The 13,270-nt window shown below is 52.4% G+C and carries 7 protein-coding genes; all 7 read right to left on the bottom strand.

Going from position 1 to position 13,270, the window contains the following annotated elements:
* Position 1 precedes the first annotated feature (1 nt).
* The 7 genes from P2W70_RS20270 to P2W70_RS20300 all read right to left on the bottom strand — a co-directional run bounded on the left by P2W70_RS20270 (position 2) and on the right by P2W70_RS20300 (position 13,263).
* Positions 2-1,219, bottom strand: a complete 1,218-nt coding sequence (locus tag P2W70_RS20270; RefSeq protein ID WP_276483342.1) for an alginate lyase family protein — start codon at positions 1,217-1,219, stop codon at positions 2-4.
* Between the two features lie 35 nt (positions 1,220-1,254).
* On the bottom strand, positions 1,255-3,405 hold the full coding sequence (locus P2W70_RS20275) for a glycoside hydrolase family 31 protein (RefSeq protein WP_276483343.1): 2,151 nt from the start codon (positions 3,403-3,405) through the stop codon (positions 1,255-1,257).
* Between the two features lie 29 nt (positions 3,406-3,434).
* The gene (locus P2W70_RS20280) at positions 3,435-5,987 is read right to left on the bottom strand and encodes a glycoside hydrolase family 95 protein (protein WP_276483344.1); all 2,553 of its coding nucleotides are present in this window, start codon (positions 5,985-5,987) and stop codon (positions 3,435-3,437) included.
* Positions 5,988-5,995: 8 nt separating this feature from the next.
* Positions 5,996-8,338, bottom strand: coding sequence for a PDZ domain-containing protein (locus P2W70_RS20285; RefSeq protein ID WP_276483345.1), 2,343 nt, complete (start codon positions 8,336-8,338; stop codon positions 5,996-5,998).
* 2 nt (positions 8,339-8,340) lie between these two features.
* On the bottom strand, positions 8,341-10,806 hold the full coding sequence (locus P2W70_RS20290; protein ID WP_276483346.1) for a glycoside hydrolase family 2 protein: 2,466 nt from the start codon (positions 10,804-10,806) through the stop codon (positions 8,341-8,343).
* Positions 10,807-10,946: 140 nt separating this feature from the next.
* A complete protein-coding gene (locus P2W70_RS20295; RefSeq protein ID WP_276483347.1) occupies positions 10,947-11,720 on the bottom strand; it encodes a hypothetical protein in 774 nt (257 codons plus the stop codon).
* Between the two features lie 10 nt (positions 11,721-11,730).
* Complete coding sequence (locus P2W70_RS20300; protein WP_276483348.1) at positions 11,731-13,263, bottom strand: RagB/SusD family nutrient uptake outer membrane protein; 1,533 nt, start codon at positions 13,261-13,263, stop codon at positions 11,731-11,733.
* Positions 13,264-13,270 lie beyond the last annotated feature (7 nt).

The following is a 13,270-nucleotide window of genomic DNA, read 5'->3' on the forward strand; positions in this document are numbered from 1 at the left end:
GTTACCAGATCAGGGGATTCCTGACCGGCAGGTTACGGATCACTTCTTCTACCGTGGGCGCATGGTCGAGCCGGGCCCAGGTCGCTAGCCATTCCTGCTGTCCATACGCTTGAGCACCGAATACCAAAAAGGGATGCGCTACCGGCCAATTGTCCCAGTACATCACATCCTGTTTAAAAGTCCATTTGCTCTTATCGGCCACAAACGGATACATAAATTCAATACCCTTCCGGATCGACCGGCCATCGGCCGTTTGATAAGCCCACAGGTTATTGTCTTTGGTAGAAAGGATACGGCAGATCGTTGTCATGGCATCGAGGTTGAAGAGGGAATAACCATAGGGCTTGGTCCGTTTCAACTCGAGGGGGAAACTGCCGTCTATTGCCATTTGATTAGGCAATAAGACTGTTTTATACCGGTCGCTGCAGAAGTCGAGCAAGGGCTGATTACCGGTAAATCGTGCAAAAGCCGCCACCTGCATCACCCAGCAAGTGCCGTGGTTATTCGCGGCGTTCATTTCATCTTTCCCATAAGGATGGGTCGTGAGCCAGGTAAGGTATTGAGCAAACCAATTCTTCACCGCCGACAAGAAGCCTGCTTCCATGCCTTTGGCCTGTTGCATCGCCAGCAAGGCCTGTACCACCTCCATAAAATGAATGGTGTCGATGATACCGATACCCCGTCCGGTTACCCGGCCCTTGATCGCCTGTGCGTACAACAGGTGAGGATACATCCTGGTGGCCGTATCGATAAACCAGGCCCGGCAATGCTTCAGGGCATGCGCTACATAACGCTGGTCATGCGTAAGCTGATACGCGGATCCCAGCGCCCCCATGATCCGGCTAAAGCGGATCATCGCCTGCCGGTGCGCCACAAAATTCTCGGGATTGGTCATCCCATCTTTCTGTATATAGGGACTATCCACCGATACAGGATTGGGCCACCAGTAATCTCCCTCCGAATAGAAATCATGACGACTTCCCGCACTGCGTGGTGAATAACTATCCGTCACGGTTACCGGCTGCTGCGTCATCGCCCAATTGGCCTCTTTCAAGACCTGCTTGCGTAGAATGGCCGATACCTGTTTTGCAAAACTGCTTTGTAACTGGGCTGTCACCACTGCCGGTGTCATGAGCAACAACAGCAAAGCCATGACGCCGATCGATGTGATGCGGACCGGGTGACCGGCAGCAGTGTACCCAATATGTTTCACTTTCATAAGTATAAGTTTAGCGGTGCTCCAAGCGCACCAACCTATTTCGTCATCCTGGTAAAGGTCACCTGTCCAATGGTATTGGGCTTGCCCGCCACCGGGGCTGTCAGGGTACCTTTCACCTGTCCATTCGCATCTTTCGTGATGCTGATGGTACGCCAGCTATAGGCGCCCTGTTCATAATCGAAGGTCTCCCCATCATCATCGTATAATTTGTAGGTGCCGGGCTTATCGCCGTAGTAACGCACCTCCAGGTCTACCACCTCCCCTGCCTTGGGGGCATGCAGCCTGGCTGGCATCATTGGTACAATGCCTCCATCCTTTACGTACACCGGTATCTTATCCAAGCCAGGTGTTACCGTGATCACCTGTCCTTCTCCGACATATTCACCCGTATAGAAATCATACCATTTGCCTTTGGGCAAGATCACTTTACGCGTCGTTTGACCGGCAAACAATGGCGCTACCAACAGGTATTCACCCGCCATGTACTGATCTTTGATCTCCTTCGCAGCGGCTTCCGCATAGGGATTCTGCTCGAGGTTTTCATTGACCGATTCCTTTTTCACTTCCTGCGTAAACCCGGGTTCCAGGTTCATCGCCCGGAAAGGCGGAGTGCCCTCAAACCGGTATTTGGCAAACTCACTGTACCAATACGGCATCATCTGCATACGCAGCAAAGCCAGTTGCTTCACCTGATCCGCCACTTCGGGATACGTCCAGGGTTTGGTACCACTCGACCAGGCATTGATCATCGCCATCGGCGAAAAGATCACCGTCTGAAAACGGCGCAGCCATTCCTCACCTGTTTTAGAAGCCCTTACTTCGGGCGTCCACAACACACCGGCAAAACCGCTGTTGATCAGCGCCGTGATAAAATCTTCGTGGTTATAGTAATCATTGTAGATAACATAGGGGAAAGAAGAAGCTCCCCCATTCGAAGCCCTGACGAGGCCAAACGTGCGGGTATTCTGCTGACGATAAAGTTCGGTGCTGTAGCGTTGCGCCAACACGCCATAGGTCTGCCGCAACTGCTCGGCGCTATGACCAGAAGGAAATATTGCCACATCGGGCCACAGGTAATGATCGTAGCCATCGACTTCATCTATCTTGTAACCACTGACACCGATAGCCACCTGGTCTTTCTTCAGTTGACCAAAGAATATCTTGCGTGCCTGCGGCATCGTGAGGTCGGGCACGGCACCCACCCATACGGTATGAGAACCCGTATAGGGTGCTATTGCTTTCGCCATGGAGGCATCGGGCGAAACATAAGGATTGAGCCATAGATTGAGCCGGATACCCTTCTTCAGCATATCCTGCACGAATTGTTTAGGCTCGGGGAAACGTGTCTTGTCCCATTCGAACGTACAGGGATAAGACTTACTTTGCCAGCCCGGTTCCAAACCAATATAGTCGAGGGGAAATCCTTTCTGTTCAAACTCTTCCGCTTCTTTGTTGACATCGGCAGCGTTGTAGAGCCTTTGTACCCGCTGGGTAAAGCCCAGTCCCCAGCGTGGAGGTAAGCAACCACCACCGTTGAACAAATTGAAACGGCGTACGGCATCCAATGGGGTCGGACCTTCAAACACATACACTTCTACCCCACCCGCTGGCACCAGTATCTCTACCGCATCCGAATAAGGACGGGAAGCCCAGGTTTTATCCGTATTGCGGTCTTTCGCGACCGGTGGATTTTTGCTATCCTTGCGAACACCGGAACCAGCATACACATCGAGGTAACGCGCTGCATTGATGAAAACCCCATAACCCAGGGAAGAAACATAAAACGGTGTAGGTGCATGATTGCGGCCATTGTCTTTTCCGCCAAAATGATCTACGTGCAGCTGTAAGATCTTACCCCGCTGATGCACGGTCTGGAAATTGAGACCGAATCCAAATACCTGTTCTTCTCTTTGCAAGGGGAAACGCAGGTAAGTCTTTCCATCCTGCACGCGGCCGGCGATTTCAGTTCTTACGAGGGGGAATCCGGCCTTACGAATGGCAGCCAGAGCCGCTTTGTCGGGAACGGCTCCTGATGCCTTCAACAAGTCGAAGGACTCCGGTTTACCGATGATGGTCTTCCACACACCGGGTGCCACTTCTGTCCAGGCTGGCGCCTGGGCACTCAGTTGAGCAGCCACCAATAGCCAACAACAAACAATCAATAAGCGTCGACAACGTTCTTTCATATAGCATGTATTGTAGTACTGTTCAATAGCTACAAGCCCACCACCGTATAAGTTTTGCCCTTCACGGTAGCAAACTCGATCACATAGCCACCTTCCTGACCGATGGCCACCAGGGGTGCATTCGGCTTCTTTTCATAAGGAGGTTTTCCATATGCAATATTCAACGGATTGACAGTATTACTGAGCACCGTATTGGCTTTTACTTCCACTATTTTAACCCGTGTGGTGGTACGAATACGACAAACGCCACCCGAACCCGAATAGATCTTTGCGGTCGCCAGCTTACCCTGCTTCCAATCGACGGCTACGGTAAAGTTGCCCCGGGCCTTTATCCCTTTGATGCTGCCGGCGGGCCAGGCGCCCGGCAAGGCTGGCAATAAGCTCAGGTAACCGGCATGACTTTGCAATAACATCTCCGTAATGCCAGCTGTGGCGCCGAAATTGCCGTCGATCTGGAAAGGTGGGTGCGCATCAAACAGGTTGGGATACGTACCGCCACCACCCATGGTTTCGCGGGTCTGGTTGGGATCGATGTAGGTAAAAGCATCCGATAATATTTTGTAGGCATGATCACCATCCTGCAAGCGGGCCCACCAGTTGATCTTCCACGCCATCGACCAACCTGTACTTACATCACCACGATGTATCAACGACTGCTTCGCGGCCGCCGCCAGTTCCGGTGTCTGCTGCACCGTGATCTGACTGCCAGGATACAACCCCAACAGGTGCGACAGGTGTCGGTGTTTATCTTTCGGATCATCCCAATCGCCATACCATTCCTGCAACTGTCCATATTGACCGATATGATAAGGATATAAGCGATCGAGGGCTGCCTGCACCTGTGCTGTAAAAGAAGGCTCGGTCTTCAACGCCTTGCCGGCCCGCACCACAGCGGTAAACAACTCCCGCAGCAGCGACATATCCATCGTGCTGCCCAGCGCCACCTGGTATTCCTTACCGTTCAGCTTGATCGTATTCTCGGGCGAAGTAGAGGGATTGGTCAACAGGTACGTAGTACTGCTGTCCTGCACCAGCCAATGCAACATAAATTGGGTAGCCCCTTTCATTAAAGGCCAGGCCTTGTCTTTCAGAAATTGCTGATCACCCGTAAACAGGTAATGCTCCCACAGGTGCGTACTGAACCAAACACCCGCCATCGGCCAGCAACTCCAGCGTGGCATGCCACGTGGGTCCCACTCAAAACCGCCGGGTGGTGAGGTCTTGGCCCATAGATCGGAGTTATGATGCGTGACCCATCCTTCCTGGATATTGTAGTTGACCTTAGCCGTCACCGCACCATTCACCGCCAACTCCTTCATGAAGTCGAACAAGGGCTGGTGACATTCAGACAGATTGGTGTTCTCCGCCAGCCAGTAATTCATTTCTGTATTGATATTGGTCGTATAGTTACTGCCCCAGGGTGGCTGTACATGATCGTTCCAGATCCCTTGCAGGTTGGCCGGCCGGGAGCCTGGCCTTGAACTGGCGATGAGCAGGTAGCGGCCAAACTGGTAGTATAAGGTCTGTAGCTGGTTATCGTCTTTGGTGTTGGCAAAGTTGAGCAGGCGTTCATCGGTAGCCAATTTGGCGGCAGCAACGTTGGTCCCCAGGTCTAGCTTCACCCGGTTGAACAAAGCCTGGTAATCGGCCACATGGCGTTGCCGCAGCTGCGCCCAGGATAAATTCAATGCCTTCTTCAGGTTCGTACCCGCTTCGATGCCGGGATCTTTGCCTTGCTTGCCGGGCGACTTATCAAATCCGTTGAAGCTGGTGGCTTCGGCCAGGTAGAGTGTCACGGCGTCAGCGCCCGTCACCGTAACCTTATCGCCGGATTGTTTTACCATGCCCCCTTCGTTCTTTACGAACAGGTATACGATGAAGTTCATCCCTTCGCCGTCCGAGCCATACACCACTTGTTTAGGTTCCGACTCGCGATTGGCGACAAAGCTGGGCGCCTTACCGGTCATGGCCAGTTGATTGTTGGCCGTGGCAGCCGTGGTGAAGTGCAATTTGCTGGTCAGCGTAGCGGTAAAGCTGATGCTCTTGCCTTTATTGGCCGTCAGCCTGACCATCATCACCTTATCGGGAAAACTGGTAAACGCTTCACGCTGGTATTGCACACCACCCGTTGTATAACGAACGGTGGTAGTAGCTGTAGTAAGATCGAGGTCGCGGTAGTAGGCAGTACCCACCGTATCATCCTGGGCAAACTGCAGGTGCAGGTCACCCAGCGGCAGGTAACGGGCCGAGTAAGGTCCCTGCATCTTCTTCCACAATTCCGCAGCCTTCGTATAGTCGCCAGCAAACACCGCTTTTCTTACTTCCGGCAATACCGTTGGGCCATTGGGATTGTTGCCCGGGTCGGGAAACCCACTCCACAGCGTATTGTCATTGAGTTGGTATCGTTCATTCTTAACGCGGCCAAATACCATCGCGCCTGTTTTACCATTACCGAGTGGCAAGGCTTCTTCCCAGGCTTTGGCAGGCCGGTTATACCACAATTTTAAAGAGGGATTGGATTGGCTGTATCCTTTCAACGAGCCAATACCCAGCAACAGCAGCGAGGCAATCTTTTTAAGCATAGTCGTTGTTATTTCAAGGGCAGTTTGATCTCCTGCCTTTTCTGATCACGGAATATTATCACAGGCACGGTGGCATGCCATTGTACTTTCATACGTGCCTTCAGCAGGTCGGGCACTTTGTTGATGGTCTCTCCACCCAATTCCAGGATCACATCATTGGGCTGTACGAACCCATGCCAAACAGAAGAAGCAGGTACTTCCACCACCAGCACACCGGTTTCGCGGTCCATACCGGTAGCAGAACGTTCTGCCAGCGTCGTCAGGTTCTTCACTTTCAATCCCAGGAATTCCACGGTTTCCGCACCGGTCCCAGCCGAGGTCATTAGCACCGGCAAGGGCGCTTTAGCGGCCAGTTTGATTAGCCGTTTGCTACGTGTGCCCACCGCCTGATCAAAATTGGTAAAACCGGTCGCCAGTGCAGGCGAGGTGCTCATCACAAAATAATCCCCCCGGGATGCATCGGCAAAGACCAGCTTCCCGGCCCTCGAATGCTTGTCTACGCCCCAGGTCTGCACTTTCGCCAGCGAGGCGGAATCGGGAAAGAAATTATCGTCTACGGCAGTTCCCCAGTCGTTTATCCGGATAGGCAGGTACGGACCAGACACGATATTGTGCCGGAACGTATCCAGGCTCTTATTGAACCACACATGCGGATGAAAGGAGTTGTTGAGGATGATGTTGTTTTCTACTACCCGGTGAAAACCTTCCCGCAGCTTGAGGCCACCATTCAGGCAAATATTGTTGTAGATATAGTAGTTGGAAGATCCGTCGTCGAGATCGATGTCCCATCCATTGTCGCAACGGAACCGGTTGTGGTGGAGACGTGTCGGCAATACCGCATCGAGCTTCCAAAGATCGGGGTGGACTACCATGAGCGAATCCATAGTAGCGCGGCGGGGATGCCAGAACCGGTCCCGCCCCCAGGAGTTGAAAGCACCATGGTCACCCGTTTCCAGCACGGTATTGAATACGTCATTGAAAGCGATGTCGTGCCCGCCCCAGTTACCTTCACTAACATTGATGCCCGCACGCGGTACGTTGTAGATGGTATTGTGCGCAATCTTGATACTTTGCGCCATCGACAACTGTACACCCGCTACCTGTTTTTCTACTCCGCCAATATCGTGTACCAGGTTATCCTGCACCAGGCAGTTCGACGGAAAATCATTTCCCCGGGGGCCTGGCGTCAGGTCCAGTTCGTGATAGGCAACAAAAGCTTCGTATCGAAACGAGGGCGAACGCACCGCAGCGGGGTTACCGACAAAGTTGATGGCGCCAGCGCCGATGTCACGGATATGGCAACCCTGCACCGTATTTTTCACATTATAATTACTGAAGAATACTGCGTTACCACCGAGTGCGAACAGGTCGCAATCGATGAGCGAGCAGTTAGCAGCATACGCAAACAAAACAGCTGCCGAGCGATCGATGGTCCAGTCACTGCGCAACAACGGTTCCCGGTTCTTCATAAACGTGCGCAGGCTGTGCTCAAAGCGAATACCTTTAAAGCTGATGTACTGTACCGGGTTGCCGGGCTGTCCCTGTATGCTGACCAGATTTTCCAATACCGGTACCTCGATCACCGCCTTTTGCAGATCAACACCTGCTGACGGCTTGTAATACAACAGCCGCCGGAAAAGGTCTGCATACCATTCGCCGGCGCTGTCCAGCTCTTCCAGGATATTCTCTACATAACGGTATTGCTTGTGCAGGGGAGATGGGCGGTTATTCTGCCAGCCTCCTTCCCATTGTAAGGTGCTATCATTCTTTTTACCGGTAATGCGGTAATGCATGCCGCCCCACTCGCCGCCGTGCAAAGCATGAATATAACCACCCGCAGGCTGTTGCCAGCCACGCACGCGCGCAGCGCTGATCGCATCAGCAGCCGTACCCTGCAATGGTTTCGCGGCAGGCTGGTAATTGGGATAACGGGCCATGACCTGCAACTGCCCGTTGACAAACAATTGATCCATGGCCACCAGGTCTGCCGGCAACGGCGCTGTCCATATACCATGGTCTCCGGCAGTAAATATCAAGGTCAAACGCCTCGACCCTTTGATCACCGGGTGGTGACCAGGATACGCTTCAAAACGCAAGGGCGCTTTGACCGAACGGCTATCAGCTGTTGTAAATGCAAGCGAGGATGTCAGGTAATAGGTTCCCGTCATGACATACACGACCACTGTTTCCCGGCTATACTTACCGGCTTCTATCCGCGCCCTGTCGAGCGTAGCAAAAGGTTGCTGCCTGGTACCGGGATGACGGTCATTGCCGCTCACCGACACATAGAGGTCTTTCGCCATCAGGGACTGCGTCCACAACAAGCAGCAGAAGAACAGTAGTCGCATCATAGTTACAATTGTAGGGTGACTGTCGTAAGCCCTTCGCTTTTGACACTCACCACATTGGTTCCTTTGTTGGTATTGATCCGGATGATGGCCCGGCCGTTGTACAATTGCACCAACCGGCTGCCGGAAGAAGTGCCCTGGTTATCGATCAGTTCGCCATCACCCGCCAATCCAAAACGCACCCAGTTGGCTGCGTCCAGGCAGGGTACACCTTTCGCGTCCAGCACCGTTGCTTCTACGGTGGCAACTCCTTTTTCTTCTTTTATTTTCTTCAACACCAGTTTGGCCGGTTTGCCCCAGGTGTCCGTTTGGTACTGGAAGCTGATCGCGTCGCGTACGAATTCCTTGCCTTTTTTTGCAATAACATTGACGGAGTTCAATCCCTTTTCCAGTTTAACATTCCAGCGCAGGCCGGCAGCCGGGAAATCCTGGCTGTTGCGCTTTTTCACGCCATAGCTTTTTCCATTGAGGAAAAGTTCCGCTTCCTCGCAGTTGGAATACACTTTGATCATTTTCTCTTCTGCCTCCTGCCCCCAGCGAATGGGCCAGCTATGACCGTAGATATGCACCATTGGTTTGGCCGTCCAGTAAGATTGGAACACATAGAAAGATTCTTTGGGCGTCAGGTCACGCTCTACGACCCCTTTCTGGTTCATATAAGGTACAGGGTTATCAGGACGCACGGGCGTAGAGAAATCCTTAAAGGGCCATTGGGCCGTACCCGTCAGCCAGGGCATGGTTTCCTGTTCTTTCAGGTGCCAGTCGACCAGGTTGCAGATATACGACTCACTCCAGTCACCGTCTTTCGAGGCACGAGCGGCGCCCCCATACAAAGAAGCATCCCCTGCCCGTTCATCGGCTGCACCGGCCGCTTTGATGGCCTGCAGCGCTTTATCCGGACTCTCCGAATGGCGGCCGGCATGACTGTCGCCGCCCCACTCTACATGGAGAAAATGTTTTACTTTCTTAAACTCCTCTTCCGACACCTGCTTGTACTCGGTATAGATACCCCGGTACCAACCTGCCCAGATGGAAGGAGAATAAACGTCGACGATATCCTTACAGAAATCGCAACGACGGATGGCTGTTTTACGGGAGGCATCCAGTTGGTGAGACAGGTCATTCAGCTCTTTCATGAAAGCCCTGATCTTCTCTTTGTCGAATTCCGCGAAATCACCGGGCCAATCGTTCTCATTGCCCAATCCCCAGATGATCACGGAAGCATGGTTGTAGTGCTGCTCGATCATATTGCGCAGCATACGCCGCGCCTGCTCTTTGTACACGTCACCCCCAAGGCCGCCACGGCACCAGGGAATTTCCTCCCACACCACGATACCGAGACTGTCGCACAGTTGCAGGATGGTGCGCGATTGCTGGTAATGGCCCAGCCGGATGAAGTTGACACCCATCTCTTTCATCATGATCATTTCAGCCCGCATCTGAGCTTCTGTCATAGCAGCCGCCACGCCGGCATGGTCTTCGTGCCGGTGCGTGCCGCGCAGCAGCAGGCGTTTGCCATTCAGCTTGAAGGGGCCGTTGTCCACAAACTCGAAACTCCGAAAGCCGATCTTCTCCCGTTGGGTAAAGCTGCCTTCCGGTCTTTTCAACGTAAGTTCTATCGTATACAGGTTGGGCGACTCCGTCGACCACAACAGGGGTTTCTTAATGGTAAAATCCACGACCGGGGCATCGCCCGTACCCGTCAGCATTTCCTTCGTGGTAGTATAGACCTGCTTGCCCGCAGGATCGAATAATTTAACGACCACTGAGGTATTGCTGATGCGTTGTGGATTGTAAAACCGGGCCTTGACGGATACCTTGCCGGTACGGCCGGTATTGTCCGTTTCGGCCAGGGCAAATAATTTATCGAGGGATAAAGCCGGCGTGTACACGAGGTTGAGGTACCGGTACAATCCGCCGTAAACATTGAAGTCCGACAGGTCGGAAGGGATCATTTCGAGATCACGCGAGTTATCCGTACGGATAGAGACAGGCACTTTGCCCTTGAATTGCTTTTGATACACTTCTGTTTGGGCAAATGCCTGCACAGCTTCTGTGATATCGATGGTAAACTCATCATAGCCGCCTACATGCTCTCCCACCTTGGTGGTGTATACATACACTTCCGTTTTCTGACCGGCACCTTCAAAATGAAGCAGGGTACGGCCATTCGTATAAGGATTCTTAATATCCAGCTGCGTACGGTACCAGGCGGGTCCCTGGTAGTAGTTGACGTCAGGATCTACGCCATCGGCGGCGTTTACGCAATGCGGCAAGGTCACGTTGCTCCAAAGGGGTACACTTTCCGGATTACCCTTTCCAACCGGACGCACTGCTTCCCATATGCCGCCAAGGTCCTGGCGGAGGTATTCCCAGCCTGACAAAAGACGCGTGGAAACTTGTGCAGTGGCTGTTTTTACCAGCAAGGAAGCCAATAACAGTACAAAACAACTTAATACATTCCTGTTCATGTCACGAATATCTGGAAACAATCTGTTCAATAGGTAGCGGACCGACTAAATAAAAGCGAAAACGTTGACGAAATAAAGGTGACACCTCCGTACCGCGGTGTCACCTTTTATGATCGATACGATCTGCAAAACAAATTCATCTATTGCGGCCGGAAGGGCGCCAATGCCACACCGTACACGTGTATTATTCCGTTGGTGGCGATATACCCTGCCGAACGATCGTCGGCATTGTCATTGAACACGATCGGGCCGAGGTCATTGTTGCTCTTGATCTTGAGCCAGAACTTGCTTTCCTGGTCAAAACCGTTGCCGTTATTGATATAGCCGAGTGTCGACTCTTTGGTGGCCTTGGAGCCGGCCGGCAGGATCGACACGACATCTTTGTTCAGGTTATTAAGGTCTTCGAAATTGTATTTTCCCTGACCGATCAGATATAAGAAATAGTTCTTCACCGTTTCTTTATCGTAATCGTTCCACTTGGTAGCGGGTGTGGTCTTAGGTTGGCCAGTCACCGCATCGAGGATCGGGTTACCATTCGCATCTTTCTGCACGATCGGATAGCTGAAAAAGAATCCACCCGTTACCTTGCCCGCAGCATCTACCCGGCGAATGCTTTCATTGTGCAGGAAGATATAAGTGCGGTCTGCCTTTTCAAATTCAGCCAGATCAACACCGGCATATTCGAGCCCCATGCGCATCCATTTGAAAACAGTATCCTGCGGTGTGGCACCGTACGACCTGTTTTCGAGAAACTGGCGGGCGGTCATGTTGATGTGCGGATCGAGTATTTCGGGCACATACTCGAAGTCTTCCTGCCGGCTGAGTCCAAACAGTTTTTTGCAGCTGGGCAACAAGGTCAACCCCAGCAGTGCCACCAAGCCTATTTGCAATGTCTTCTTTATAGAGAAATTCATATAATTATTTTTAGTCGGCGTAAGAAGGATTCTGTTTCAGTTTCTTATTGGCGTTCATCACCGAACGGTTGAGCGGCCACAGCGTCTTGCGCAGGTCGGGGAACCCTACGGCATCCTGACCACCGGCCAGTTGCCTTCTTTTCAACACAGGATCCATTACCTTTTGTACGTGGTTGGTACGCACCAGGTCAAACCAGCGCTTGCCTTCCCCATACAGTTCATATTGTCTTTCCTGCAGGATAGCGTCTTCCATCGCTGTTTTATCAGCCACCGCCACATCACCCGGCAGGTACTCGGCTACACCGGCTCGCTTGCGGATGAAGTTGAGGTATTTGAGGGCGCCAGCCAGGTCGTTGTTGCCATTCAGGGCTTCCGCGTACAACAGGTACATATCACCCAGGCGATACATCGTTACATAAGCTGGTATTTCTTCAGGCGTAGCAGGGAAAGTGTAGGCTGCTGTCGGGTTGGCCGGAGAAGCATAGTACTTGATGAAGCGATCACGGTTATTGGCCCATACATCATGCGTCTGGCGTACGCGGATATCCGGCAGTACGGTCGTATTCTGGTAAGGCAGGAACCATTTGTTCCATACATCCTGATCGATGATGTATTGTTTGTTGTTGGGCGTATAAGAAATGCTCATACAGGCGCAACCACTGGCGGCAAAAGACCAGTCCAGTGTCCAGATGGTTTCAGCACTGGTAGCAGGGCTGGTAAACATTTGCTTCCAGGTAGCCGTAGGCTGCAGGTCGGTGATCAGGTTACCACCATACACTTTACCAGTAGGTGCTTTGGCCTTGAACAGGTTCTGCATCCATTTGATGGCATTGGGATAGTCACGCTTCCACATGTACACGTCGGCCGCCAGGGCGGCGATGGCACCTTCGCCAATGCTGTGAAACAGCGGCGTTTGGTTCTTCAGTGTCAATGAATAGGCTTTCTCCAGGTCGGGAATGATGAGCTCGTCCAGGATCTTGGTCGATGACTCCCGTACACGTTGAGAACTGTCGGAGAGGCTTTCATAGGGCTCCGTCCAGATGGGGGCATCGCCCCATACCCGTACGATGTAGAAATAAGCCATCGCACGCATGGCATAGCTTTCTGCCAGCGCCTTATCGATGGCATCTTTGGTCATGCGGCTATCGAACTCAGCGGCTTTAGCGGCGTATTTGATATTGACGTTGGCGCGGTAGATCACATTGTACAACCCGGTCCAGGAAGAGAACTCATTGTCGGGCGTCACCGAGTTGAGCGTAATCTCTGTGACCTGTGTAGTCGTATAGCTCAGAAAACGCTCGAAGTTATCGGAACGAAACTCACCCCAAATATGGTAACGATCCTTGTACTGGGCTTCTCCCACCATCACATCCTGAAATAGGCGGTACATACCCGATATAGAGGCGTCGACATCGTATTTACTTTTGAAGAACTGCGACTCCGCCACCTCGGCAAGCGGGTCCTGCGTTAAGAATTTCTTACAACCTCCCATGAACATGACCAGGAGCAGTAAGACCGGAATATAGATTCGTTTGTGCAGCATTACAATC

The organism is Paraflavitalea pollutisoli (genome assembly GCF_029360705.1).
In the GTDB taxonomy this organism is placed as follows: domain Bacteria; phylum Bacteroidota; class Bacteroidia; order Chitinophagales; family Chitinophagaceae; genus Paraflavitalea; species Paraflavitalea pollutisoli.